Here is a 25,120-nt window from a genome sequence, read left to right on the forward strand (position 1 = left end):
CCCGGCGCGGCGCCCAAAGGCAGGGCTATGGACCCTCCAAGTGACCGTTTGCGCAGGTGGGGAGCCTATCGTGGAGACAGGGTCCCGGATCGGGGACCGACGCAGCACGACCGACAGGAGCGGGCCCATGGACACCACGGAAAACGCGGCCGGGCACGGGGCCAGGGCGACCGTCGACGTCGACCGCAGCGACCCGGAGTACCGGGCCTGGCTGAAGGAGGCCGTCCGCAAGGTCCAGGCCGACGCCAACCGCTCCGCCGACACCCACCTGCTGCGCTTCCCGCTGCCCGAGCAGTGGGGCATCGACCTCTACCTCAAGGACGAGTCCACCCACCCCACCGGGAGCCTGAAGCACCGCCTCGCCCGCTCGCTCTTCCTGTACGGGCTCTGCAACGGCTGGATCCGGCCCGACAAGCCGGTCATCGAGGCGTCCAGCGGTTCGACCGCCGTCTCGGAGGCGTACTTCGCCAAGCTGATCGGCGTGCCGTTCATCGCCGTGATGCCGCGCACCACCAGCCCCGAGAAATGCCGTCTCATCGAATTCCACGGCGGGCGGTGCCACTTCGTGGACGACTCGCACACCATGTACGAGCAGTCCGCCGCGCTCGCCGCCGAGACCGGCGGGCACTACATGGACCAGTTCACCTACGCGGAGCGCGCCACCGACTGGCGCGGCAACAACAACATCGCCGAGTCGATCTACCAGCAACTGCGCCTGGAGCGCTTCCCGGAGCCCGCCTGGATCGTCGCCACCGCCGGGACCGGCGGCACCTCGGCGACCATCGCCCGCTACATCCACTACCTCCAGCACGACACCCGCGTCTGCGTGCCCGACCCGGAGAACTCCTGTTTCTTCGACGGCTGGACCCAGCACGACCCCCTCGCCGCCAGCGACCGGAGCTCGCGCATCGAGGGCATCGGCCGCCCGCGCATGGAGCCCAGCTTCGTGCCCGGAGCCATCGACCGCATGATGAAGGTCCCCGACGCCGCCAGCGTCGCCGCCGTCCGCGCCCTGGAGCGGACCATCGGCCGCAAGGCGGGCGGCTCCACGGGCACCGGGCTGTGGAGCGCGTTCAAGCTGATCGCGGAGATGGTGGAACAGGGGGAGCGGGGGAGCGTCGTCACCCTGCTGTGCGACCCGGGCGACCGCTACCTGGACAAGTACTACTCCGACTCCTGGCTGGAGGAACAGGGCTTGGACATCGCCCCGTACACCGCCGCCATCGACGCGTTCCTCGCCACCGGCGCCTGGCCCTGCTGACCGCGGGCCCCGACCCGGCCCTCAGGGCGTCCGCGCCGTCAGCCGTGCGCCCAGACGGCGTACGGCGTCCCGGAAGGACCGGCCCGCCCCCGCCCCCGCAGCAGGCGGAACACCCCCGCCCCGTCGGCGGCCGACACCAGCCGCACCGGCCCGGACTCGACGAACTCCCTTCCCACGGAACGGAGTCGGCGTGTCATCACGTACCCATCCGGCGGCCCGCGGCGTGCGGGCGGGGCACACGCCGGCGGCCGGGCCGTCAGTGGTCTTCGCCCCTGCCGGACCTCGGCCCGCGGCGCCTCTCCTCCTCCGCGGCCGCCTTGGCGATGTTGCGCGCCATCCCGCCGAACACCACCGAGTGGAAGGGCCACACGCTCCACCAATAGGCGTGGCCGGCCAGCCCGCGCGGGTGGAACAGGGCATGCTGCCCGTACACCGTCCGGCCCCGCTCGTCACGGCGCACCGACAGCTCCAGCCAGGCGAGCCCCGGCACCCGCATCTCGGCCCGCAGCCGCAGCAGCTCGCCCGGGACGATCTCCTCCACCCGCCAGAAGTCCAGTGAGTCCCCCACGCGCAGCCGCCGGGCGTCCCGCCGCCCGCGCCGCAGCCCCACCCCGCCGACGAACCGGTCGAGCCAGCCGCGTACCGACCAGGCCAGCGGGAAGGAGTACCAGCCGTTCTTCCCGCCGATGCCCTCGATCACCCGCCACAACGCCTCGGGCCCGGCCGGTACGGCCAGCTCCCGTTGGTCGCGGTAGAGGCTGCCGCCCGCCCAGTCCGGGTCGGTGGGCAGCGGGTCGCTCGGCGCGCCCGGCACCGAGGCGTTGGACCAGCGGGTGTCGACCCGCGCCTCATGGATCCGCTTCAAGGCCAGCCGCAGCGCCCGGTCGAAGCCGATGGGCCCCTCCGGCGGGTCGGGGACGTACTCCTCGATGTCGTGCTCCCGGCAGACCACCTCGTGGCGCAGCGACTCCGTGAGCGGCCGGGCGATGGCGCCGGGCACCGGGGTCACCAGACCGACCCAGCGGCTGGAGAGCGTGGGGGTGAGTACCGGCACCGGCAGGATCAGCCGCCGGCGCAGCCCCGCCACCCGGGCGTAGCGCTGCATCATGTCCCGGTACGTCATGACGTCCGGTCCGCCGATGTCGAAGGCCCGGTTCACCTCGGCCGGCAGCCCCGCGCATCCCACGAGGTAGCGGATGACGTCCCGGACCGCCACCGGCTGGATGCGGGTCCGCACCCAGCTCGGGGTGATCATCAGCGGCAGCCGTTCGGTGAGGTACCGCAGCATCTCGAACGAGGCGGACCCCGAGCCGATCACGACCGCCGCACGCAGCACCGCCGTCGGCACCCCGGAATCCAGCAGGATGTGCCCCACCTCGGCCCGCGAGCGCAGATGCGGTGACAGGTCCTTCTCCGGCACCCCGGACGGGGTCAGCCCGCCCAGGTACACGATCCGGCGCACCCCGGCCGCCCGGGCCCGCTCGCCGAAGTTCCGGGCGGCCCGGCGGTCGGTCTCCTCGAAGTCCGAGCCGGTGCCGAGCGCGTGCACCAGGTAGTACGCCACGTCGACGTCCCGCATCGCCTCGGTCAGAGAGCCGGCGTCGGTGACGTCGCCGCGCACCACCTCGACCCGGTCGGCCCACGGGTAGTCGCGCAGCTTCTGCGGCGTTCTCGCCAGGGCGCGCACCCGGTGCCCGGAGTCGAGCAGGGCGGGCACCAGCCGGCCGCCGATGTAGCCGGTCGCCCCGGTCACCAGGCAGCGGGGGGCCGACCCGTCGGGGCGCTCGGGGGCGTCGGGGAGCCCCGGGCGGCCGGAGGCGTCGTCGGAGCGGTCGTGGTGATCCGTCATCTGTCCGAGTCTGGCACCGGTCGGTGCGCACGACCGGTCGGGCACACCGTACGGCGGTATCGACACCCTGGCGGCGCCGTCCGGCGCCGCTCTCCCGAGCCGTCCCGAGGGCGGGGGACGGGCGCGCGGGCCCGGTCTCCCGGCCGCATCACTCCCCGGCGTCCCCGGGGGAGGCCAGCAGGGCGTCCAGGACCTTGCCGAACATCCGCCGGCCGGCCGAGGCGAGCAGTGGATCGCCGAACCGGGGGACCAGCCGCACCCGCAGCTCCTCCACCCAGACCACATGGGAACCGGAACCCGTGGGCAGTACGTCGATCGAGGCGCGGCCCAGCACCACGGAGCCCCGCTTCTCCAGCCGGCAGACCCCGGCCCGGCCCCCGGCGGGCGGCGTCCACCGCACCACTTCCATCGGGTCGTCGAACGCCAGCGGACCCAGCCCCGTACGGGCCACGAAGACGGTGCCGAGCCGCGAGGGGAGCCCGGTCGGGACCGAGACCGCGGTCAGCGGCACCTGTGCGCCATGCCGTTCCCAGTCGGTCACCCGGCGCCATGCCTCGGCGGCGGGAAGAGGGGAGAAGCGCTCGATCCGGAAGACGGCCACACCCTGATCCTAAGGGGCACCCCACCGCTCCGCGCGGAACCGCCGGGAGCCTCGCAGGGAGGGCGGGCCCGGCGCACCCGGCGCACCCGGCGGACCTGCCGGGCCCGGCGGAAGCCGCGTGGGCCCGCGTCAGAGTCCGGGGACGGACAGGGCGTCCGCGGACTCCGCCGGGGAGTCGCCCGCCACCAGCAGGCCCGGCAGCTGCTCGCCGATCTCCGCGCGCAGCTCCGGAGTCAGCCCCGAGTCCGTGACGAACGTGTCGACCTCCTCCAGCGAGGCGAAGGAACTCAGGCCCACCGTGCCCCACTTGGTGTGATCGGCCACGACCACGATCCGGCGGGCCGCCCGCACCAGGCGGCGATTGGTCTCCGCCTCCGCCAGGTTCGGGGTCGAGAGCCCGGCCTCGGACGAGATCCCGTGCACGCCGAGGAAGAGCACGTCGAAGTGGAGGGAGTCGATGGCCCGGTCCGCGACCGGCCCGACCAGCGAATCCGAGGGGGTGCGGACCCCGCCCGTCAGCACCACCGTCGCCGCCCCCGGCCGTGCACCGCCGCCCCCCGCCGGACACCGTGCGTCGTGGAACACGTCGGCCACCCGCACCGAGTTGGTCACCACCGTCAGATCCGGCACCTCCAGCAGACGGCGGGCCAGCGCGAAGGTCGTCGTCCCGCCCGAGAGCGCGATGGCGCTTCCCGGAGCCGCCAGGGCCGCCGCCGCCCGCGCGATCTCCTCCTTGGCGCTCTGCTCCAGCGCCGACTTCGCCTCGAACCCGGGTTCGTGCGTACTCGCCTCGACGACCGGGACCGCCCCGCCGTGGACCTTCTCGATGACACCCTGGCGGGCCAGCGCGTCCAGGTCCCGGCGGATCGTCATGTCGGAGACGTTCAATGTGCGGGTCAGCTCGTTGACCCGGACCCCGCCACGCCTGCGCACCTCGTCGAGGATCAGCGCACGACGCTGCTCCGCGAGCAGGTTCTGATTCTCGCTCAACGCCGGGCCCGGTCCTTCCCTCTGCCGTACGGTCCGCAGCGGCCTGCGCGACACGCTCATCCTGCCACGCACGCATGTCCGACGTCCCACCTGGGGAGATTCCGTGAGACCGCTCACGCACCCGCCCCGCGCCCGGAATTCTGGGTCCGTACCACCGGCGGGCCGCCGGGGCCGGTGCCCTCGGCGCCCCGGCCCGCTCCCACCGCTCCTGTGCACGTCCCCGTCGGCCGCCGAGGCCGCCGCACCCGAGAGAGAGCCCTCCCCTTGGCTTCTGCCGCCCTGCCCCCGCCGCCCCCGCACCCCTCTTCGACCCCGCCGGCCCCGCGGCACACCGGGACCGCACTGGAACTGCTCGTCCACGGCGTCGGCGGCACCACCCCGCAGGAGATGCTGGGCGACCCCCGTACGACCCGGGTCACCGGGGACGAGACCGCCGCCGTGCACCGGCGCACCGACGACGTCGACGCGGAGAGCCACCCCGAGCGCTACCGGGACGAGCCCGTGGCCGAGGCGTACTGCTGGTCAGGCCTGACCTCCGGCAACGGCTCCCGTGCGCTGTGGCTGCTGCTCCTGCCGTTCATGGTGGTCAACCTCGCCCACTGGATGCGTCCCACCGCCGTCGGCCGTGCCCGCGCGGTCCGGCTGTACGGCGTCCTGGTGCGGCTCCTCGCGCTCAGCCTCACCGTGCTCCTCACGGCGGCCGCCTGCGAGGTCGCCCTGGACCTGGTGGCCTGGCAGTGCGCGGGCACCGGCGCCTGCGCCGAACGGCGCTCCTGGCTCGGCTTCCTGTCGGAGCGTCAGGGCGGCTGGTGGTCCCAGCCCGGCCGCCGCCTCGCCGTCGCCGCCGTCGTGCCCGCCGCCCTGGTGGGCCTGCTGTGGTACCTCTCCAACCGGACCTGGAGCGCGTACGAGTCCCAACGCCCGCTGGACGACCAGGACTTCGACGAGAACGACCCCTTCGGCTCGGAGGAGGCCCACGGTCCCGGCGCGCCCGAGCCGGATGTCGAGGGGTGCCCGCGCCCGACCGTACCGGTCCGCCCCGCGCTCGGCAGGCCCGGCTTCTGGTACGGCCGGCGGCTCGTCGCCCGGCTCCGCGCCGCCCACACCGCCGCCGGGTTCCTGACCGTCGCCGCGGCCGTCGTCGGCGCCGCCGCCCGGCACGACCGGGGCGCCGACGGACCGGTGCCGGCGCTCCTGGGCGCGGCCGTCGAGGGCGGCATCGCCGTGTGCGCGCTCGTCACGGTCGCCGTCGTCTGCCGCCGGGGCCGCAGTGAACGGATCCGCGACACCCGGCTGGACGGCGCCCTGATCACCTATCTGCCCGGCTCCGCGCTGGCCCTGCTCGTCCTCGCCGCCGTGCACGCGTCCTGGTCGCGCCCCGACTGGCAGTCCTCGGGCAGCCTGCCCGGCGAGGCCGCCTTCCGGCTCCTCGCGCTCGGCCAGGGCATCCTCGTCGTCGCGCTCGCCGTGGTGGCCCGCGCCCTCTATCAGCGCGCTCCCGACCCCCGTACGGTCCTGCGCGGACTCGGCGGCCCCACCGTCGCCATGCTCGCCTGCGCCCTCGCCGGTGTGATGACCGGCGGCGTGGCCCAGCGGGTCGCCGACTGGCTCGACGGGCCCGGCACCCCGGGCATGGGCCACGACACCGACATCCCCGGGCCGCCGGTCCTGCTCAGCTGGCAGGCGTCCGTGATCCCGGTGCTCCTGCTGCTCCTGCTCGTCCCGGTCGCGCTCCTGGGCGTCCGCACCGCGCGCACCGCCCGCCGTCTCGGCCCGGTCGTCGAGGCGGAGTACGCCCCCCACCAGCCCGACGAGGGGCGGACCCGCCGCATCGCCCGGATCCGCGCGACCGCCGCCCTCACCGACTCCGCCCCCTGGATCGTCGGGGTGGTCTCCGCCGCCACCCTGCTGCTCGGGGCGGGGGCGGTCGCCGGCTCCTGGCGCAGCGACGAGGTACCGGGCCGGGCCGCGGACGGGAGCGGCCCGCTCCTGGAGTCGTTGGCCGACGCCGCCCAGTCGACCGGCTCCTGGCTGATCGGCTTCGGCTTCATACTGTTCGTCGCCGGCGGCCGCCGCGCCTACAAGGACGCCTCGGCCCGCCGCACCATCGGCATCCTCTGGGACGTGGGCACCTTCTGGCCGCGCGCCGCCCACCCCTTCGCGCCCCCCTGCTACGCGGAGCGCGCCGTCCCCGACCTCGCCTCCCGGATGTCCGCCTGGACGGCGACCACGCCCCGGGGCCGGCTCGTCATCTCGGGCCACTCGCAGGGCAGCGTCCTCGCCGCGTCCGCCGTCTGGCAGCTGCCCGACGCAACCCGCCACCGGGTCGCGCTGCTCACCTACGGCTCGCCCCTGGAGCGGTTGTACGGGCGCTGGTTCCCGGCCTATTTCGGGCCCGAACCGCTGCTCGGGCTGCACCGATCGGTGCACTGCTGGCGCAACCTGTGGCGGGCGACCGACCCGATCGGCGGCCCCGTCCGCATCTGCGCCGACCCCGACCCCGGCGTCGACCGGGGCCCCCTGAAGGACCCGCAGGCGTACGGGCGGACCACGAAGCTCCCCCTGCCCGAGCCGATCCTCGGCCACTCCGACTACCAGGCCGATCCCGCCTTCGCCGAGGAGCGGACCGCCCTCCTCGACGAACTGGGGCCGCTGGTGCCCCGGCAGACCGTGGCCCGGCCTCAGAAGGGCAGCTCGGGAAGGTCCTCCGGGTAGAGCAGGGTCAGGTCGTCCGTGCTCGTCTCGGCGAGCTGGGCGACCCGGCCCGCGTGCCGCTCCACCATCGACTCGAACGTCTGGCGGGCGGTGCGGCCGTTGCCGAAGGCGGGGCCCTTGGGAAGCTCCGTGAAGTACTTCAGCAGCGCCTCCCCGGTGCCGTCCGCCAGGCTGTACTCGTGCTCGTCGGCCTGCTGCTCGACGATCCGCAGCAGCTCCTCGGGGCGGTAGTCGCCGAAGGTGATGGTCCGCGAGAACCGCGAGGCCACGCCGGGGTTGACGGTGAGGAACCGCTCCATCTCCACGGTGTAGCCGGCGACGATCACGACCACCGCGTCCCGGTGGTCCTCCATCAGCTTCACCAGCGTGTCGATGGCCTCCCGCCCGAAGTCGCGGCCGGAGTCCTCGGGGGAGAGGGCGTACGCCTCGTCGACGAACAGCACCCCGCCGCGTGCCCGGTCGAACGCCTCCTGGGTCCGGATCGCCGTCGAGCCGATGTGCTCGCCGACCAGGTCCACCCGGGAGACCTCGACCAGGTGGCCCCGCTCCAGCACGCCGAGCGAGGCCAGGATCTCCCCGTACAGCCGGGCGACCGTGGTCTTGCCCGTGCCGGGGGAGCCGGTGAAGACGAGGTGGCGGCGGGCGGAGGCGGCCTTTAGCCCGGCCTCCCGGCGGCGGCGGCCCACCTCGATCATGTCGGTGAGCGCCCGTACCTCGCGCTTGACGTTCTCCAGGCCCACGAGCGCGTCCAGTTCACCGAGGACCGCCGAGGAGTCCCGGACCGGTTCGGCCGGGGCGGCCGGCGCCGGGGCGGGCTCGGCCGGGCGCGGAGCGGGCGGCGAACCCAGCAGGCCGGACGCCGTGCGGGCGGCCGTCAGCACCGCGGGCGCCGGGGCCGTGCGCAGCGCGCTCTCGTCGCTCGTGCACTCCTCGACCACCGGACCGGTCCCGGAGCCGCCGTCGCCCTCGGGGAACTCGTACCCGCCCCGGGCGCACCGCTCGGTACGGCAGCGGGTGAGCGTGGTGCGGCAGCCGTCCATGATGTGGAAGCCGTAGCCCTCGCTGCCCGTCACCCGGCAGCCGTCGAAGGTGCCCCGGCCCTCGGCGGAGACGTAGAAACCCGCCTCGGCGGGGGAGGTCACCGTACAGCGTTCGATGGTGGGGTCCGCGCCCTTGGTGACGATGATCCCGGTCTGCGCCGCGTCGATCGTGCAGTTGGCGAGCGTGCCGCCGCTTCCGTGGTCGCGGAACCAGGCGCCCGTGGACGCCTCCCTGATCCGGCAGTCGTCGAGCTGGGCGGTCGCCCCGTCGCTCACCGAGACGGCGGTGTTGCGGATCTGGGAGAGGTCGCTGTCCACGACGTCGGCGCGCGAGCCCCGGTCGAGGACGAAGAGCGCGTCGGGCACGTCGTGCACCCGGCAGGCGTCCAGTATCACCGTCGCGCCGTCGCTGACCCAGACCGCCGGGTAGTCGCCCGTGCTGTCGTGGATCTCGCACTGGTTGGCGTCCACCCGGGTTCCCGGATCCCAGACGGAGAGCCCGTTGCGGCCGAAGCGGCGGACCGTGGAGCGGGTCAGCGTGAGCACCGAACGGGACCGCAGATCGACGGCGTTCTCCGGGATGTCGTGGATGTCGCAGTCGGCGAGCGTCAGCACGGCGTCGGTGTCCAGCGTGACGCCGTCCGCCGATGTGCGGTGCACCGTGCAGTCGGTCAGGTGCGCCGAGGCGCGGGCGGTGACCTGGATGCCGCTGCCCTTGATCTCGTACACCTCGCAGCCGAACGCCTCCAGGCCGCTGCCCTCGCCGGTGACGCCGATGCCCGCGCCGGACGCGTGGTGCACCCGGCAGCGGTCCAGACGGGGGTGCCCGCCGTCGCGGACCGAGATGCCCGCCTGGCCGGCCGAGACGACCTCGCACTCCTCGAACACGCCGCCCGCGCCGTCCAGTACGGCGATGCCGACCCCGGCCGGATTGTCGACCGTGCAGCGCCGCACGGTGGGCCGGGCCGCGCCGCGCACCTCGATGCCCGCGGCGGACCGCGTCACGATCCGCAGGTCCCGCAGCTCCGCCGTGCCGTCCTCGACCAGCAGCGCCGGGGCCGCCGCGTCCTGGCCCTCGATGTGGAGGTCCTGGACGACCGCGGAGGCGCGCACGGTCAGCGGTACGCCGTCGGCCGGCGCGATCCGCACGGAACCGACCGACCCCTCGGGGCCGCGCAACGTCACCGCCCGGTGGAGGACGAGGTTCTCCCGGTACGTTCCGGGCGCGACGGTGAGGACGTCGCCGTCGGCCGCCGCCTCCAGGGCCGCGGAGAGGGAGGCGTACTCGCCCGTGCGGCGGCGCCATCGCGATGTGCCGGTGTGCGTCACCTGGACCGTGCCCTGTGCCATGGCGTTGCTCTGCCCCCACCTCGTGCTGTGCGATGCCTCGGGCCCGTCCGTCGCCGGGGAGGCGGACGGGGTCGGACCACCGTAGCGCGCGCGAGAGGAGGGAGTTGACGAGTCGGCCCCGCCGGGCGCCGCGGCCCTTGCCCGGGGCGGGCGCGGTCAGCCGCTCGTTCCGGTCCTGCCCCAGAGCGGAGCCGTCGCGGCCCACTCCCGGTCGATCCGTTCGTGGCGCCGCCGCACCAGGCGCCGCACGATCAGCCGCCGCCCCGCCTCGACGCATCCGGCGGCGAGCAGGAAGGCGCCGACGCCGCCCAGCACCGCGTGGGTCCGGGCGGTGCGGCCGTCCATCGGCGGCGGAACCGGCAGCCCCGCCGCGTCCGTCCAGATGCGCAGCGCGGACCCCGCGGGGCCGGGCCGCGCCGCGGTGGCCACCTCCCCGGTACGCGGACTGCCGTCCGGGGCCCGCCAGGACGCCACCACCCGGGTGCGCGCGGCCTGTTCGGCCCCCGCCTCGGGATCACCCGCCAACCGTTCCGGTCCGGCCGCCGGACCCACCACGACCGCCCGCACCGCGTGGCGCTCCGCGTGCTGGGAGCGTACCGACCGCTGGAGCGAGGCGTCGGCGAGCGAGCCGCCCGCCCACCCCGCGGCCGGGGCGCCGACCAGGAGGAGCAGCAGCGCCCCGAGCGCCACCCACGCCTCGTGCCGGTCGGTCGCACGGCCCGGCGGACCGCGCCGCACGCGCGGCATCCCCCACGGCACCCGCACGGCTGAACCTCCGTCCCCCTCGATCGGCTTCCCGCCGGACGGGGACCGGTGTGCGGCCGAGGGCCGACGGCGTGCCCGTGTCCCGGGTGCGCCCGGCGCCCGGTGCGTCCCCCGGCGCACCGTGCCGCACGACGGAAGCGAGGTTCAGTATCCCCGGCTCTGGTACGGCCGGTTGTACGGGTCCTCGTAGGGCGACTGCGCCGGTACGGGTCGCGGCGAGGCCGGGCGCATCGCCTCGTACCCGGTGGCGGGCGCGGGCCGCTGCGGCTGGGGCTGCTGCGGGTAGCCGCGGGCCGCCGAGGGCTGCTGCGGGATGTACGGCGCGGGCGCGTGCTGCAGGTGGGCGGGCTGCATCGGCGCGTGCTGCGCCGGAGCCTGCTGGTACTGAGGCATCGGCTGCTGCTGCGGGTAGCCGTAGGAGCCGGTCTGCTGCGACGGCGCCGCGGGCAGGGCGGGCAGCGCCGACGGCACGGCCGGCAGGTAGCTGCTGCTGCCCGTGTCGTAGGCGGCCGGGACGCGGATGGGGGCGATCTGAGGGGTTCCCCGCTCCGCGACCAAGGAGTCGTAGATCGGAGTGTCGGGGAACGACGCGGCGTAGTAGCCGCCGCCGAAGGTGGAGCGGGGGGACGTCATGCCACCTAAGTTAAGCCCACGATGTGCTGGATGGGGAGCCCTCATCTTCGGGTTATCCGATTTATTCCGGTTGTATCTGGCCGACGTGCCTAAACATCGCTAAAGCCCCCGTTAACCGTCGGTCGTTCGCCGCGGAACCCGCCCCTCCGGCCGCGGGCGGGGGGAGGGGCGATGACACCGCCGAGCCCGGCCGCGCACGCCTCTTGACGAGTGGTTTCTCCCGCCAGCACCGTGGGCGGGTCCGGTCCGCCCGACGCGTGGAGGGGTGGCCGGCCGGCCCCGGCGGACGCCCCGCTGTCACCGGACGGCCTCCCCGGCGTTCCCGGACCGTCGTCCCGGTGGTCTGGAATCGGCGGGGAACGATCTGTTGCGCCGTTCCGGACGGGGGAGAACCCGCCCGTCCTGCAGAAGTCGCGAGTGCCGGAGGTGGAAGTGCCGGAAGGCCGGAAGGGAAGGGTGCCGCAGATGCGGGTGTCCGGAGTGCGTACGAAGAGGAAGCTGCTCGGCTCAGGCGTGGTGCTGTCCGTCCTGGTGGCGGCGGGCACGCTGCCCGGTCCCGCCGCGGCCTCGCCCGGCGGGCCGGGACCGGAGCGCGTGCTGCCCCTCGGCGCGCCCGGCCTGAGCGAGACGCGCACGACGACGACGCTTCAGCCCGGCGTCACGCTCACCCGCATCGTGCGCGGCGCGGATGCTCCGACGCTGCCGTGGACGGTCGAGGTCTCCATTCCGGGCGGCGCGACGTCACCGGACCCCGACGCGCCGCCGACCGCTCTGAAGGACCGGGCGAGCGCCGAGGAACTGGTGGGCGCACTGCGGCGCGAGGGCTTCGACGCCCGGACCGAGAAGGTGACCGCACAGGCCGTCGCCGACTACGCGGGCGGCACGCTCGGCTGGCGCGTCCGGGTGGGCGCTTTCGACTCGCAGTCCGCCGCGGACGCCGAACGGAGCCGTCTGAGGGCGGCGGGACACGCCGGGGCGGCCACGTACACGGGCTGGGACGGGAACGCCGAGGACCGGGGCCCGTGGCGCGTCGACGTCCTCACCATCGACCCGCGCCGGTTCCGGGGCGGCCTCGAAGCGTCGTACGGCGCCGATCTGGAACAGCGTGAGAAGCCCAGCGGCCTGGCTGCGGCCCGGGGAGCGACGGCCGCGGTGAACTCCGGCTTCTTCGTCCTCGACCCGCGTTCCGGAGCGCCTGGAGACCCGGCCGGAGTCGGTGTGTACGACGGCCGGACCCTGAGCGAGCCGGTGAACGGGCGTCCCGCCCTGATGGCCGGCGAGGACGGCCGGAGCCGGATCGTCCGGACCACCTGGACGGGGCACATCGCCGGCCGCGCCGGGAAGCTGCCGCTGGATGGGATCAACCGGGTGCCGGGACTCGTCAGGAACTGCGGCGGCACCGCCGACGACACCCCCACCTCACGGCCTCTGCACGATGTGACCTGCCGCGACGATGACGAACTCGTCGCCTTCACCGGGGACTTCGGGCGGCAGACCCCGGCGGGCGAGGGCGCCGAGGCCGTCCTCGACCCCCGCGGACGGGTGGTGGAGCTCCGTTCGCCGCGCGGCGGAGCACTTCCGAAGGGCGGCGGTTCCGTCCAGGCCACCGGCGACCGGGCCGAGGAGCTCTCGCGGCTGGCCCGGCCGGGGGAACGCCTGCGCGTGAAGACGGGGTTGCTCGACGGGCGTGGCCGTCCACTGCCCACGCCGCCCTCGACCAGCATCCTCAACGGCGGCCCTGAACTGGTCCGCGACGGCAGGCCGCATGTGACGGCGGCCGCCGACGGCATGGTGCACGCGGGCAACCCGAGCTTCTACTACGGCTGGACGCACAAGCGGAACCCGCGCACCCTGGCCGGGGTCGACGCCGCCGGACGGACCGTACTGGTCACGGCGGAGGGGCGCGACACCGACGCGCTCGGGCTCAGCATTCCTGAGAGCGCGGCCGTCGCCCGGTCGCTGGGGCTGCGTGACGCGGTCAACTTCGACGGCGGCGGTTCGACGGCCATGGTGGTGAACGACCGGCTGCTGACCGACCCGTCCGACGCCGCCGGGGAACGCCCGGTCGGGGAAGCGCTGTTGATCCTGCCCCGCCGCGACTGACCCCGGCCGCCGCCCCACCGGCCACCGGCCGTCGCCCGGTGGGGCGGCGGCCGGGGAGGCCCCCGCACCGCGGAGCTGCGGCGGCTCCCCGGACGCGCCTGGACGGTGAGCGGCGACCGCACCGCCGCCGGCCTCCCGGCAGGGCGCTCCGGGCGCGCTCCTCCGCGCCGCACGGCGTCCCCGCGGTGTCCAGGGCGACCGCCGCGTACTCCGGTTCCGCGCCACCGGGCCGCCTGTACCCGGACGAAGGGAATAGGTTGGGGAGGAGAGGCCTGCGGGCAGCCGGACACGTGATGGGGGCGACCATGACCATGAGCAAGGGAAGCAACGTTCCGGTGCCGGCCGGCACGGTGCGCGTCGAGGTGGGCCGACGGGCCGCGCCCGGCGCCCCGGACGTCGACGCCTCCGCCCTCCTGCTGGCGGCGGACCGGGTCCGCAGCGACGCGGACTTCGTCTTCTACAACCAGCCCTCGCACGCGTCCGGCGCGGTCCGGCACGAGGGCAAGCGGACCACCGGCGACCGCGTCACCGACACCCTCGTCGTCGACTTCGGCAGGATCGAGCCCGCGATCGAACGCGTCGTCCTCGCCGCGTCGGCGGACGGCGGCGCCTTCGGCAGGGTGACCGGGCTCCACGTGCGGATCACCGACGCGGCGAGCGGCGCGGAGCTGGCCCGTTTCGACAGTACGGACGCCACGGTCGAGACCGCCTTCATCCTCGGCGAGCTGTATCTGCGCCAGGGAGTCTGGAAGTTCCGGGCGGTCGGGCAGGGGTACAGCACCGGCCTCGCAGGGCTGGCGACCGACTTCGGCATCTCCGTGGACGAACCGCGGCACGCTCCGCCCGCCCCCGCCCCGCAGGCGCCCGCCGCATCGGCCCCCCGACCCGCTGCTCCGGCCCCGCAGCCCGCCCCCGCCCCGTCGCCGCCCGCCCCCGCCGCACCGCCGGCCCCCGTACGGCTCACCAAGGTCACGCTGACCAAGAGCGCCCCGTCCGTCTCGCTCACCAAGCAGGGCGGCACCTCCGGCGCCCTGCGCGTCAACCTCAACTGGGAGGTGCGCAAGCAGTTCAAGGGCTGGGGAGCCAAGCTCGGACGGGCCGTCGCCGTCCACGCCGACCTCGACCTCGACCTCTGCGCCCTGTACGAACTCGCCGACGGGCGCAAGGGAGTCGTCCAGGCGCTCGGCAACGCGTTCGGCGCGCTGGACCGGCCGCCCTTCGTCCACCTCGACGGCGACGACCGCACCGGCGCGGTCTCCAGCGGCGAGAACATGACCATCAACCTCGACCACAAGCACCTGCTGCGGCGCGTCCTGATCTTCGTCACCATCTACGAGGGCGCGCGGAGCTTCGCCGACCTGCACGCCACGGTCACCCTCCAGCCGCAGCACGGCGCGCCCATCGACTTCTCGCTCGACGAATGCACCGTGCCCTCCACCGTCTGCGCCCTCGCCCTCCTCACCCACGAGGGCGGCGACCTCACCGTGCGGCGCGAGGCCCGCTACCTCGTACCCGACCGCGGCGTCAGCCCGCAGCGCACCATCGACGCCGCCTACGGCTGGGGCATGAACTGGACGCCCGGCCGCAAGTGACCCGCCCCGCGGCGCCCGCCCGGAGCGGCCGCCCCCCTCCCCGCGGCGTCACCGGTCGGGCGCGGCCTCGGGGCGCGCGTAGGTACGGCCCTTCCAGGCGGCGCCCCGCCCCCGGTAGTGCTGCACCGCCGAGTCCACCGTCATCAGCAGGTACAGCACCGCCGTCACCGGCAGCAGCGGCCCCAGCCACGGGGACTGGCGGTAGTACGCCAGCATCGGCAGGTACGTCGCCGTCATCACCGCCCACGCCGCGCCGCCCGCCCAGGCCGCCGCCCCGTCGCCCGTCAGCACCCCCGCCACCAGCGTCGCGGGCGGGGCCGCGTAGACGAGCAGCAGCCCCGGCACCGTCCCCGCCAACAGCAGCGGGTTGTGCCGCAACTGCGCGTACGCACTGCGCGCGACCATCCGCCACAGATCCGCCAGCCGCGGGTAGGGCCGCACGCTGTCCACCCGTTCCGCCAGCCCCAGCCAGATCCGGCCGCCGGCCCGCCGCACCTCCCGGGCCAGCGACACGTCGTCGATGACCGCCTGCCGGATCGAGTCCGGAATCCGCGCCCGCTCGGCGGTCTCGGTCCGCAGCAGGACGCAGCCCCCCGCCGCCGCCGAGGTCCGCGAGCGGGCCCGGTTCACCCGGCGGAACGGGTAGAGCTGCCCGAAGAAATAGACGAACGCGGGCACCACCAGCCGCTCCCAGAAGCTCTCCACCCGCAGCCGCGCCATCTGCGACACCAGGTCGAACCCCTCGCTGCCGGAGCCGGCGGCGGCCACCAGATCGCGCAGACTGTCCGGCTCGTGGGCGATGTCCGCGTCGGTCAGCAACAGGAAGTCCGGTTTCTCCCGCCGGGCCACCGCGATTCCGTGCCGCAGCGCCCAGAGCTTGCCCGTCCAGCCCCGCTCCGGCTCCCCGGGCGTCACCACGGTCAGCGGCAGACCGCCGCACCGGGCGGCCAGGTCCCGGGCCAGTAGCCCGGTGCCGTCGCTGCTGCAGTCGTCGACGAGGATGATCCGGGCGTCCCCCGGATAGTCCTGGACCAGCAGCGACGGCAGGCTCACCGGCAGCATCTCCGCCTCGTCGCGGGCCGGCACCACCACCGCCACCGACGGCCAGCGCACCGGGTCGCCGCGCCGGGGGAGCCGCTGGTCCGTCCGCCAGTAGAAGCCCTGCCCCAGCAGCAGCCACACCCACGCGATCAGCGAACCCACGGCGATCCAGGCAACGGCGCTCATCCGCCGAAGTCTGCCCCACCGAGCCCGGTCCGCAAGGGCTGTCGGCTAGGGTGACCGGGTGAAGATCGCGCTCATGGACTCCGGAATCGGCCTGCTGGCGGCAGCGGCCGCCGTGCGCCGCCTGCGGCCCGACGCCGAACTGGTGCTCTCCTCGGACCCCGGCTCGATGCCCTGGGGACCGCGCACCCCCGAGGACCTGACCGCCCGCGCCCTGGACGTGGCCCGCGCCGCCGCCGCCCACCGCCCCGACGCGCTGATCATCGCCTGCAACACCGCCTCGGTCCACGCCCTGCCGACGATCCGCGCCGAGCTGGAGCCCGCGCTGCCGGTCATCGGCACCGTCCCCGCGATCAAGCCCGCGGCGGCGGGCGGCGGCTCCGTCGCCATCTGGGCCACCCCGGCCACCACCGGCAGCCCCTACCAGCGCGGACTGATCGACCGGTTCGGCGGCGCCGCGGAGGTCACCGAGGTCCCCTGCCCCGGCCTCGCCGACGCCGTCGAGCACGGCGACGAGGCCGGGATCGACCGGGCCGTCGCCGCGGCGGCCGCCCTCACCCCGCCCCACGTCCGGGCCGTCGTCCTCGGCTGCACCCACTACGAGCTGGTCGCGGCCCGCATCCGCGCGGCCGTGCAGCACCCCGGCCGCCCGCCGCTCGCCCTGCACGGCTCCGCCGGAGCGGTCGCCGCCCAGGCGCTGCGCCGGATCGGGGCGGATCCCGCCCCGACGGCCGCCCCCTCCGGCGCGCTCACCGTGCTCCAGGGCGGCCGTGTCGCCGCCCTCCCCGACGCCGCGCTGACGTACGCCGAAGGCCGCGTCCTGGCCGCCGGAGCGCCCGTCCGCTGACCGGACCCCCAGCGGTACGGCGTAGCCCGATCGGCCCCCGCCGCCCCGGCCGGGCGGGTCGAACGCGGCTACGCTGCCGCATATGACGGACCACCCCGAGCAGGCCGCCCACGGGTCGAGCCAGGCGTCGCCCGCGGAGTGGAACGGCCGCGCCACCAACCGGCTCCAGTGGCTGCCGGCCCTCGCGGGCGCGGGCTGCGTGGCGCTCGGCATCGAGCTGGCCGTGGACGGCGCCTGGACCTCGGGCATCGCTCCGCTCCTGATGTCGGTGATCGGCTGCCTCGCCGCCGGACTCCTGATCCTCTTCGGCACGCTGGCCTTCGTCCACGTCGCCGTCAAGGTCGACGGGGACAGCCTGGAGGTCCGCTGCGGCCACGCCGGCCTCCCGCGCCGCCGGATCCTGCTCAGCCATGTGACGGGCGCGGAGTTCGTCCCCCGGATCACCCCGCGCCACTGGGGCGGCTGGGGCTACCGCTGGCGGCCCGAACAGGGCACCGCCGTCGTGGTCCGCAAGGGCGAGGGCATGGTCCTGCGCCTCGGCGACGGCCGCCTCTTCACCGTCACGGTCGACGACGCGGAGTCCGCCGTACGGTTCATCCGCCAACGCCTGCACCTGCCGGCCACGGGCCGCCGGCCCCGCGACTGACCCCGCCGCCGACGAAACCGCCCCGCCCCGTTGCCCGCGAGCCCGCCCGCATCACGGCGCGTCCCGCTCCGCCCCGGCGCCCCGTTCCGTCGCCCGCGGGCCCGCCCGTCACCGCCCGCGCCCCGGCCCCGCGCAGGTCAGCGCCGCCGCTCACAGCCGCCCACCGTAGACTCCGGCGGGTGAGCGCCACCATGACCCCCGTCGACGATTCGCCGCCCCCGCCGGCGCCCCGGACCACCGGACTGCCGCGCCGGCTCCTCCGCCCGGCCGCCGCCGTCCTGTCCGGGCTCCTGCTCTACGCGAGCTTCCCGCCCCGGACCGTGTGGTGGCTGGTGCTGCCCGGTTTCGCGCTGCTGGGCTGGGTGCTGCACGGGCGCCGGCTCCGGGCCGCCTTCGGCCTCGGCCTCCTGGCCGGGCTCGGCTTCATGCTGCCGCTGCTGCACTGGACCGGAGAGGACGTCGGCCCGGTGCCGTGGCTGGCCCTGGCCGCCGCGGAGGCCCTCTTCATCGCCGTGGGGTGCCTGGGCATCGCCGCCGTGACCCGTCTCGCGTACTGGCCCCTCTGGGCGGCCGCGGTCTGGACGCTGGACGAGGCGGTCCGCGCCCGGATCCCCTTCGGCGGCTTCCCCTGGGGCAAGATCGCCTTCGGCCAGTCCGAGAGCGCCTTCCTGCCGCTCGCCGCGTTCGGCGGCACCCCCCTGCTCTCCTTCGCCGTCGTCCTCTGCGGCTTCGGCCTCTACGAGGCGGTACGCCGGGCCACGGCGTACCGGAGCACCGGGAAGATCTCCCGCGCGGCCGTCGCCGGGGCCGCCGCGAGCGTCCTGGTACCGGTCGCCGGAGCCCTCGCCGCACTGCCGCTGGTCGACGACTCGGCGGAGAACGGCACCGCCACCGTCGCCGCGATCCAGGGCAACGTGCCGCGCCTGGGCCTCGATTTCAACGCCCAGCGCCGAGCCGTCCTCGACAACCACGCCCGGCGCACCGCGCAGCTGGCCGACGAGGTGAAGGCGGGCAAGGCCGAGCAGCCCGACTTCGTCCTGTGGCCGGAGAACTCCTCCGACCTCGACCCCTACCTCAACGCGGACGCCCGCGACGTCATCGACGACGCCGTCAAGGCGATCGGCGTCCCCACGGTCGTCGGCTCGGTCGTCGAGAAGGGCCCCGACAGCCTCCGCAACACGCTCATCGCGTGGGAGCCGGACAAGGGCCCGGTCGCCACCTACGACAAGCGGCACATCCAGCCGTTCGGCGAGTACATGCCGATGCGCACGGTCGCCCGGTTCTTCAGCGAGGACGTCGACCGGGTGCAGCGCGAGTTCGTCCCCGGGACCGAGGTCGGCGTGTTCGACCTGGCGGGGACGGAGGTGGGGCTCGTGACCTGTTACGAGGCCGCCTTCGACGACGCCGTACGCTCCACCGTCACCCACGGCGGACAGATGATCGCCGTGCCGAGCAACAACGCGACGTTCGGCCGCAGCGAGATGACCTACCAGCAGCTCGCCATGAGCCAGGTGCGGGCCGTCGAGCACGGGCGGGCCGTCGTCGTGCCCGTCACCAGCGGCGTCAGCGCGGTGATCCGGCCCGACGGCACGATCGTGGAGAAGAGCGGGATGTTCACCCCCGACGCCCTCGTCGCGGAGGTCCCGCTGCGCTCGTCGCTCACCCCCGCCACCCGCATGGGGCCCCTGCCCGAGGGCGTCATCGCGCTGCTCGCCCTGGCGTCCGTGGGCTGGGCGGGCGTCTCGGCCCTCCGGTCACGCCGGGCCGGGGGGCCGCGCGGCGGCGGCCGAGCGGCCACGTAGGCTCGGGCCCATGGCTACCCCCGACTTCATCCGCGAGCTCCGGGCCACCGCCGGGCACCAGTTGCTCCTGCTGCCCGGCGTGACGGCCGTCGTCCTCGACGACGAGGGGCGGGTGCTGCTCGGGCGGCGCGCGGACACCGGCAAGTGGTCGGTCGTCGGCGGGATCTCCGAGCCGGGGGAGGAGCCGGCGGCGACGGCGGAGCGCGAGGTGCTGGAGGAGACCGGCGTCCACTGCGTGGCCGAGCGGGTGGTGCTCACCCAGGCGCTGGATCCCGTGCAGTACGCCAACGGCGACCGCTGCCAGTACCTGGACATCACCTTCCGCTGCCGGGCCACCGGCGGCGAGGCGCGGGTCAACGACGACGAGTCGCTGGAGGTGGGCTGGTTCCCCCTGGACGGGCTCCCGCCGCTCGGCGAGTTCGCCCTCTTCCGGATCAAGCAGGCGCTCACCGAGGGCCCCGCCTGGTTCCAGCCCACCCCGCGCGCGACCTGAACCTCTACCTCACGGTGAACGCCCCCGTCGCCCCTGTGAACGGCGTGACCCTTCCGAGCAGGTTCTTCGCGTCGCCGTGGTGCACGATCCGATAGGTACCGGGCGCGGTGTCCGGTGCGATCTTCCAGGTGACCGTGGCCTTGGAGGTGCCGGTGAGGCCGTTGAGCCGGGTCCAGCGGTAGGTGGTCTCCCAGTCGCCGTCGTCCAGCACCCGCTTCCACGCGCCGTTCTCCAGCCGTTGGACCTCCAGGAAGGTGGAGCCCCGCCGGACGTTGTTCTTCGGGTGGCCGGTGGCGAACTCGACGGTCGCGGTGGAGCCGCGCGCGTACGAACCCTCCGGGGCCTCGAGGACCGCGCCGAACGCCTTGCCCGAGGGCGGGTTGTCGTACACGACCCCGGTCTGGAAGGTGAACTGCCGCCCCGACTCGTCCGGCGGCGCCGTGCCCCGGTCCAGCGCGGTGCCCGCGCGCAGGGAGTCCGCGATCCGGGCGTACTCCTGCTGGTAGGCGGGGAGCGTGTAGCGGCCGTACAGGGTGGAGCCGCCCTCGTAGTTCTGGACGTCGTACTCCTCCGGCGTCGTGACGTACTGGCTGTAGGCGTTGGCGTACCCCTGGAGCAGGACGCGGTCCAGGGGCACGCCCAGCCGCTCGGCCACCGTGCGGCGTACGCGGAGGCCGGAGGCGATCGTGAACTCGCCCGGCGCGGCGACCAGGTGCAGTTCGCCGATCTTCATGATCTGCAGGGGGAGCCGCTTCGGGGTCACCGGGTGGACCTCGCTCAGCAGACCGGTGGGGATCAGGCTCGCCTTCGGGTACTGGCAGGTGGCGAGCCAGGACGGGGTGTCGATGCGCAGCGCTTCGAGGATGGGGGCGACAGGGGTGCGCATGCCCTCCTCGAAGAGGGGGATCGCCGGGCCGTCCTCGACGCTGCCCGCGAGCGTGGACGCGCCCACGACGGCGGGACAGGTGCGGTGCTCCTTGCCGTCCGGGGTGTACGCGCCGCCCACGGTCACGTTCTCCATGTCGACGTAGGCGAGCCGGGAGTCGACGCCTCCGGCGACGGGCCGTGCGTCCCGGTGGATCGCGCGGGCCTTGTCGAGCTGGCGCTCGCCGATGATGCGCGCGTTCTCGAACTCGTCCTCGGTGGGCCCGGACCCGGGCTTCAGGTTGAGGTTGGGAGACATGTCGCCGGCGTTGGTGTTCGGGAAAGCGGCGACGAACCCGGGGGCGTCGTCCAGGTAGCGCACGCCCTCGTGGCCGTGCTCCCAGGCGTAGGAGGCGTAGCCCTTGTTGTCGGGGCTGATCAGCGTGTTCCTGTTGGTGATCGAGGTGTTGTGGGTGGCGAACCAGCTGATCGCGCCCACGTCCTCCCCGCCCTGCTCGAAGCGCAACACGGTCATCGCCGGGTCGATCGCGTCGGGGAAGGCGGCCCGGTCGGCGGCCGGGTTGCGGTCGAACGCCTCGCGGGAGCGGTTGACGCTGGCGTTGGTGAGCGTGCCGGTGCCCAGACGCATGGTGCCGGGCTCGAGGTCCTGGTGCGCCCGGGCCACGGAGTCGGTGATGCCGTCGACGATCGCCCGGTACGTCTCCTTCTGGAAGCCGAGGACGGAGAGGTTGTAGGCGACGTTGTGGGAGTACCCGCCGGGCCCCGAGTGGGTGTGGGTGGCCGACAACAGGACGTTCGCCTCGTCGTAGAGGCTGCCGTAACGCTCCTTCAGCCGGGCGAGGACGCCCTGGCGGACGGATTGGAAGATCATCGCCAGGTCGGCGTTGACGTACACCACGCGCTTGCCGCTCGCCCGGTCGACGACGACGAAGGCGCGCGAGCGCTGGCGCTGGTGGATGCCCGAGGTCTTCTGGTCGAAGCTGGAGTAGCCCATCATCCCGGTCTCGGCGGCCTCGCCGGTGACGTCGGCGATGCCGCGCCCGACGAGGTAGCCCGCCTCGGCGGTCTCCGACGCCGAGGCGGGGGAGGGGCCGCCGAGGGTGACCGCGGCGAGGGCGGCGGCGAGCACCGTGACGGGGAGCCTGCGCCGGGAGCGGCGGGCGGCGGGGGGTGGCATGGGACCTCCTGGGGCGGGAGTCGGGACGGCCCCGGGCCCGGACCGGCGGCACACCGGCCTGGAGGGGCGGGGGCGGTGCCCCGACCGTAGGCCAGGGCGACCTGCGCCGCATAGACGTCTACCGGTCGGTAAATCCCTTGGGCCGTCCGGATCGTGCCGCGCACCGCCCGCGACACCGGCGACCCGGACCTCCACGCCGCCGACCGGCCGGCGGCACGGGTGGTGGACGGGCTCGACCCGCAGATCCCCTCGGCTTCGGCTGCGCCCGGGCGGAGCGCCCCCTCGACCGGCCCGCCTTCCTGGAGGGCGCGGCGGGTATCGCCCTCGCCCTGCACCCGTACGCCGCCGGGAAGCCGCCGGTCACCTCCTGGGGCGGCGCCCCGCTGCCGAGCTGAACACCCGGCCCCTGGGGGAACAGTTGTGCGGCGGTGCGATAGTGGGGGCGGGTCGGCAAGGGGCCGACCGGAGGGGACGCCGTGACCTACGAACTCGCCGACCGGCTGGTGATCGGGATCGCCTCCAGCGCGCTCTTCGACCTGACCGAATCGGACGCCGTCTTCCGTGAACAGGGCGAGGAGAGCTACCGCGCCCACCAGGAACGGCACATCGGCGACCCGCTCCGCCCGGGGACCGCGTTCCCCTTCATTCGGCGGCTGCTGTCGCTGAACGACCTGGCCGAGGTGGACGACCCCCTGGTCGAGGTCATCGTCCTGTCCCGCAACGACCCCGACACCGGGCTGCGGGTCATGCGCTCCATAGAGAGCCACGGACTGCCCATCACCCGGGCCGTCTTCATGCAGGGCCGCTCGCCCCACCGCTTCATGCCCGCCCTCAACATGTCCCTCTTCCTCTCGGCGCACGAGAAGGACGTCCGGGAGGCGGTCGCGGCCGGGCTGCCGGCCGGGCACGTGCTGGGCACCCCCTACGAGGACGACGCGGACGACCACGACCTGCGGATCTCCTTCGACTTCGACGGGGTGCTGGCCACGGACGCGTCGGAGCAGGTGTTCCAGGAGGGCGGGCTCGAGAAGTTCCGCGCCCACGAGATCGCCAACGCCGCCGTCCCGCACGACGCCGGGCCGCTGCGGGACTTCCTGGCGAACGTGAACCGCATTCAGCAGCGGGAGGAGCAGGAGCGCCGGAAGAACCCCGACTACCGCATCCGCCTGCACGTCTCCCTCGTCACGGCGCGCAACGCGCCCGCGCACGACCGGGCGGTGCAGAGCCTCAAGGGGTGGGGGGTGACCGTCAACGACGCGTTCTTCCTCGGCGGCATCGACAAGGGCCGGATCATGGCCATCCTGAAGCCGCACATCTTCTTCGACGATCAGCAGGGCCACCTGGAGAGCACCTCCCGGACCACCCCGAGCGTGCACGTCCCCTTCGGCAGGCTCAACGAGCCGGCGGCGCCCCTCCCCGCGGTCCCGGGCCCCTGACCCCGTACGGAGCCGGAGCCCGCGGGCGTACGGAGCCGCGCGTACGGGCCGCGGGCGCGTGATCGCGGACGGGGGCGCCGCCCGCCCTCAGCGCCGCGACGGCCCCCGCCACAGGTTCCGCACCCGCAGCCACACGTCGCGCGCCTGGCGGCCCGCCGCGGTCCGGCTCCTCGCCACCAGCTCACGCGCCTGCTCGGGCGTCTCCACCATCGGACCCGAACCGCGCAGCGGACTCCCCGCCGTCTCGTGCAGGAAGAAGGTGGACACCAGCCCGATCACCCCGGCGGCCATCAGGTAGTACGCGGGCACCATCTCGTTCCCCGTGGCCTCCACCAACCCCGAGACGAACAGCGGGGTCGTACCGCCGAAGAGCGACACCGAGATGTTGAAGGCGATCGACAGCGCGCCGTACCGCAGCCGGGTCGGAAACAGTGCCGGCAGCGTCGAGGCCGCCGTACCCGCGAAGCAGACGAGCAGCAGACCGAGCACCCCGCACCCCAGCGCCGGCAGGAGGACGCCGCCCTGCCGGATCAGCAGGAAGGCGGGTGCGGACAGCGCGATCAGGGCCAGACTGCCCGCCAGGAACACCGGCCTGCGGCCCCACCGGTCGGAGGTCCGGCCCACGGTGGTGATGAGCAGCACCACCAGCAGCATCGTGCCGAGCACCAGCAGCTGGGAGGTGGTCTCCGGTTCGCCCAGGGTCGAGGACATGTAGGTGGGGAGATAGGACGTCACCATGTAGTTGGTGACGTTGTAGAGCAGCACCAGGCCCATGCAGATGAGCACGGCCTCCCAGTGCCGGGTGAAGATCTCCTTGAGCCGCCCCTTGCCCGACTGCCGCGCCTCCTCGGCCGGATCGTCCCCGCCGCCGGACCGCGACGCGGCGGCCCGGTACGCCTCCTCCTGCTGGAAGGCGGGCGTCTCCTCCAGCTTGAGCCGCATGTACAGTCCGATGACGCCCATCGGGCCCGCGACGAAGAACGGGATGCGCCAGCCCCAGTCCGCCATCCCGTCCGTGCCGAGGACGGCGGTGAGCACGGTGACCAGCCCCGAACCCAGCGAATAGCCCACGAAGGTGCCGAAGTCGAGCCAGCTGCCCAGGAAGCCGCGCCGCTTGTCGGGGGCGTACTCCGCGATGTACGTCGTGGCGCCCGCGTACTCCCCGCCGGTGGAGAACCCCTGCACCAGCCGGCAGACCAGGAGCAGCAGCGGAGCGGCGAAGCCGACCGCCGCGTACGTGGGCAGGAAACCGACGGCGAAGGTGCTCACCGCCATCATGATCATCGTGAGCGCCAGGACCTTCTGCCGTCCCACCCGGTCGCCCAGCGGCCCGAAGACCAGCCCGCCCAGCGGACGCACCAGGAAGGCCGCCGCGAAGGTCGCGAACGTCGACACCACCTGGGCGCCCGGCGAACTGGAGGGGAAGAAGACCTTGCCGAGCGTGCCGGCCAGATAGGCGTAGACCCCGAAGTCGAACCATTCCATGGTGTTGCCGAGGGCCGCGGCCGTCACCGCGCGCCGGACCTTCGGCGGATCGGTGACGGTGACGTCCCCCTCGCGGAACGACTTCTTGCGCCGGCGGATGAGGGTGCGGACCATGCGTTCCACGGCCACGTTGTCATTCCCGCGTCGGGGGGTACGTCCCCGCCGTACCGGTCCGGCCATCGGTCCGCCCTCTCCGCCCGCGAGGACGACCGCCGTGGTGGGGCAC

The 25,120-nt window shown here is 74.5% G+C and carries 19 protein-coding genes; 9 read left to right on the forward strand and 10 right to left on the reverse strand.

The window, feature by feature from the left end; translation table 11 throughout:
* The first annotated feature begins 127 nt into the window (after window positions 1-127).
* Window positions 128-1,261: a PLP-dependent cysteine synthase family protein gene (locus ACH4K1_RS23900; RefSeq protein WP_398091371.1), complete on the forward strand. Its 1,134-nt coding sequence runs from the start codon at window positions 128-130 to the stop codon at window positions 1,259-1,261.
* Window positions 1,262-1,299: 38 nt separating this feature from the next.
* On the opposite strand, the gene ACH4K1_RS23905 is transcribed toward ACH4K1_RS23900, so the two are convergent.
* The 4 genes from ACH4K1_RS23905 to ACH4K1_RS23920 form a co-directional block, all read right to left on the reverse strand.
* The gene (locus ACH4K1_RS23905; RefSeq protein WP_398091373.1) at window positions 1,300-1,458 is read right to left on the reverse strand and encodes a hypothetical protein; all 159 of its coding nucleotides are present in this window, start codon (window positions 1,456-1,458) and stop codon (window positions 1,300-1,302) included.
* Window positions 1,459-1,517: 59 nt separating this feature from the next.
* Entirely contained in the window at window positions 1,518-3,110 is a 1,593-nt protein-coding gene (locus tag ACH4K1_RS23910) for an SDR family oxidoreductase (protein ID WP_398091375.1), read from the reverse strand.
* A gap of 148 nt (window positions 3,111-3,258) precedes the next feature.
* Window positions 3,259-3,711 (reverse strand): SRPBCC family protein, encoded by a 453-nt coding sequence (locus tag ACH4K1_RS23915; protein WP_398091377.1) that lies wholly within the window; start codon window positions 3,709-3,711, stop codon window positions 3,259-3,261.
* Between the two features lie 129 nt (window positions 3,712-3,840).
* A complete protein-coding gene (locus tag ACH4K1_RS23920; RefSeq protein WP_398091379.1) occupies window positions 3,841-4,701 on the reverse strand; it encodes a DeoR/GlpR family DNA-binding transcription regulator in 861 nt (286 codons plus the stop codon).
* 264 nt (window positions 4,702-4,965) lie between these two features.
* Here ACH4K1_RS23920 and ACH4K1_RS23925 point away from each other — a divergent pair, with 264 nt between their 5' ends.
* Window positions 4,966-7,416 (forward strand): hypothetical protein, encoded by a 2,451-nt coding sequence (locus ACH4K1_RS23925; protein ID WP_398091381.1) that lies wholly within the window; start codon window positions 4,966-4,968, stop codon window positions 7,414-7,416.
* Here ACH4K1_RS23925 and ACH4K1_RS23930 read toward each other — a convergent pair.
* The 3 genes from ACH4K1_RS23930 to ACH4K1_RS23940 all read right to left on the reverse strand — a co-directional run bounded on the left by ACH4K1_RS23930 (window position 7,383) and on the right by ACH4K1_RS23940 (window position 11,204).
* Window positions 7,383-9,806, reverse strand: a complete 2,424-nt coding sequence (locus ACH4K1_RS23930) for a right-handed parallel beta-helix repeat-containing protein (protein ID WP_398091383.1) — start codon at window positions 9,804-9,806, stop codon at window positions 7,383-7,385. The genes ACH4K1_RS23925 and ACH4K1_RS23930 overlap by 34 nt on opposite strands.
* Before the next feature lie 156 nt (window positions 9,807-9,962).
* On the reverse strand, window positions 9,963-10,553 hold the full coding sequence (locus ACH4K1_RS23935) for a hypothetical protein (protein WP_398091534.1): 591 nt from the start codon (window positions 10,551-10,553) through the stop codon (window positions 9,963-9,965).
* A gap of 162 nt (window positions 10,554-10,715) precedes the next feature.
* A complete protein-coding gene (locus ACH4K1_RS23940; protein WP_398091385.1) occupies window positions 10,716-11,204 on the reverse strand; it encodes a DUF6643 family protein in 489 nt (162 codons plus the stop codon).
* Between the two features lie 480 nt (window positions 11,205-11,684).
* Here ACH4K1_RS23940 and ACH4K1_RS23945 point away from each other — a divergent pair, with 480 nt between their 5' ends.
* Both ACH4K1_RS23945 and ACH4K1_RS23950 read left to right on the forward strand, forming a co-directional pair.
* Window positions 11,685-13,307 (forward strand): phosphodiester glycosidase family protein, encoded by a 1,623-nt coding sequence (locus ACH4K1_RS23945; RefSeq protein WP_398091387.1) that lies wholly within the window; start codon window positions 11,685-11,687, stop codon window positions 13,305-13,307.
* Window positions 13,308-13,600: 293 nt separating this feature from the next.
* Window positions 13,601-14,899 (forward strand): TerD family protein, encoded by a 1,299-nt coding sequence (locus ACH4K1_RS23950; protein WP_398091388.1) that lies wholly within the window; start codon window positions 13,601-13,603, stop codon window positions 14,897-14,899.
* 48 nt (window positions 14,900-14,947) lie between these two features.
* Here ACH4K1_RS23950 and ACH4K1_RS23955 read toward each other — a convergent pair whose 3' ends face one another.
* A complete protein-coding gene (locus ACH4K1_RS23955) occupies window positions 14,948-16,126 on the reverse strand; it encodes a glycosyltransferase (RefSeq protein ID WP_398091389.1) in 1,179 nt (392 codons plus the stop codon).
* A 58-nt stretch (window positions 16,127-16,184) separates the two neighbouring features.
* Here ACH4K1_RS23955 and ACH4K1_RS23960 point away from each other — a divergent pair, with 58 nt between their 5' ends.
* The 4 genes from ACH4K1_RS23960 to ACH4K1_RS23975 all read left to right on the forward strand — a co-directional run bounded on the left by ACH4K1_RS23960 (window position 16,185) and on the right by ACH4K1_RS23975 (window position 19,911).
* Complete coding sequence (locus ACH4K1_RS23960) at window positions 16,185-16,970, forward strand: glutamate racemase (protein WP_398091390.1); 786 nt, start codon at window positions 16,185-16,187, stop codon at window positions 16,968-16,970.
* An 82-nt stretch (window positions 16,971-17,052) separates the two neighbouring features.
* Window positions 17,053-17,616 carry a hypothetical protein gene (locus ACH4K1_RS23965; RefSeq protein WP_398091391.1) on the forward strand — a complete coding sequence of 188 codons (564 nt, stop codon included), beginning with the start codon at window positions 17,053-17,055 and terminating at the stop codon, window positions 17,614-17,616.
* A 191-nt stretch (window positions 17,617-17,807) separates the two neighbouring features.
* Window positions 17,808-19,418: an apolipoprotein N-acyltransferase gene (lnt, locus tag ACH4K1_RS23970; protein ID WP_398091536.1), complete on the forward strand. Its 1,611-nt coding sequence runs from the start codon at window positions 17,808-17,810 to the stop codon at window positions 19,416-19,418.
* Between the two features lie 10 nt (window positions 19,419-19,428).
* Entirely contained in the window at window positions 19,429-19,911 is a 483-nt protein-coding gene (locus tag ACH4K1_RS23975) for an NUDIX hydrolase (protein WP_398091393.1), read from the forward strand.
* A gap of 4 nt (window positions 19,912-19,915) precedes the next feature.
* Here the strand turns inward: ACH4K1_RS23975 and ACH4K1_RS23980 are convergent, their stop codons facing one another.
* Window positions 19,916-21,973 (reverse strand): neutral/alkaline ceramidase, encoded by a 2,058-nt coding sequence (locus tag ACH4K1_RS23980; protein ID WP_398091394.1) that lies wholly within the window; start codon window positions 21,971-21,973, stop codon window positions 19,916-19,918.
* 476 nt (window positions 21,974-22,449) lie between these two features.
* Between ACH4K1_RS23980 and ACH4K1_RS23985 the strand changes: the two genes are divergently transcribed.
* Window positions 22,450-23,409, forward strand: a complete 960-nt coding sequence (locus ACH4K1_RS23985; RefSeq protein ID WP_398091395.1) for a 5'-nucleotidase — start codon at window positions 22,450-22,452, stop codon at window positions 23,407-23,409.
* 87 nt (window positions 23,410-23,496) lie between these two features.
* On the opposite strand, the gene proP is transcribed toward ACH4K1_RS23985, so the two are convergent.
* Window positions 23,497-25,008 carry a glycine betaine/L-proline transporter ProP gene (gene proP / locus ACH4K1_RS23990; protein WP_398091538.1) on the reverse strand — a complete coding sequence of 504 codons (1,512 nt, stop codon included), beginning with the start codon at window positions 25,006-25,008 and terminating at the stop codon, window positions 23,497-23,499.
* Between the last annotated feature and the right edge of the window lie 112 nt (window positions 25,009-25,120).

It is taken from the genome of Streptomyces sp. NPDC017448, assembly GCF_044330565.1.
In the GTDB taxonomy this organism is placed as follows: Bacteria; Actinomycetota; Actinomycetes; order Streptomycetales; family Streptomycetaceae; genus Streptomyces.

Excerpts from the sequence above, each read along its gene's own strand:
- ACH4K1_RS23900 (WP_398091371.1), top strand. The coding sequence starts at position 128 with ATGGACACCACGGAAAACGCGGCCGGGCACGGGGCCAGGGCGACCGTC.
- ACH4K1_RS23905 (WP_398091373.1), bottom strand. The coding sequence starts at position 1,458 with ATGACACGCCGACTCCGTTCCGTGGGAAGGGAGTTCGTCGAGTCCGGG.
- ACH4K1_RS23910 (WP_398091375.1), bottom strand. The coding sequence starts at position 3,110 with ATGACGGATCACCACGACCGCTCCGACGACGCCTCCGGCCGCCCGGGG.
- ACH4K1_RS23930 (WP_398091383.1), bottom strand. The coding sequence starts at position 9,806 with ATGGCACAGGGCACGGTCCAGGTGACGCACACCGGCACATCGCGATGG.
- ACH4K1_RS23935 (WP_398091534.1), bottom strand. The coding sequence starts at position 10,553 with ATGCCGCGCGTGCGGCGCGGTCCGCCGGGCCGTGCGACCGACCGGCAC.
- ACH4K1_RS23940 (WP_398091385.1), bottom strand. The coding sequence starts at position 11,204 with ATGACGTCCCCCCGCTCCACCTTCGGCGGCGGCTACTACGCCGCGTCG.
- ACH4K1_RS23950 (WP_398091388.1), top strand. The coding sequence starts at position 13,601 with ATGGGGGCGACCATGACCATGAGCAAGGGAAGCAACGTTCCGGTGCCG.
- ACH4K1_RS23955 (WP_398091389.1), bottom strand. The coding sequence starts at position 16,126 with ATGAGCGCCGTTGCCTGGATCGCCGTGGGTTCGCTGATCGCGTGGGTG.
- ACH4K1_RS23965 (WP_398091391.1), top strand. The coding sequence starts at position 17,053 with ATGACGGACCACCCCGAGCAGGCCGCCCACGGGTCGAGCCAGGCGTCG.
- lnt (WP_398091536.1), top strand. The coding sequence starts at position 17,808 with ATGACCCCCGTCGACGATTCGCCGCCCCCGCCGGCGCCCCGGACCACC.
- ACH4K1_RS23975 (WP_398091393.1), top strand. The coding sequence starts at position 19,429 with ATGGCTACCCCCGACTTCATCCGCGAGCTCCGGGCCACCGCCGGGCAC.
- ACH4K1_RS23980 (WP_398091394.1), bottom strand. The coding sequence starts at position 21,973 with ATGCCACCCCCCGCCGCCCGCCGCTCCCGGCGCAGGCTCCCCGTCACG.
- proP (WP_398091538.1), bottom strand. The coding sequence starts at position 25,008 with ATGGTCCGCACCCTCATCCGCCGGCGCAAGAAGTCGTTCCGCGAGGGG.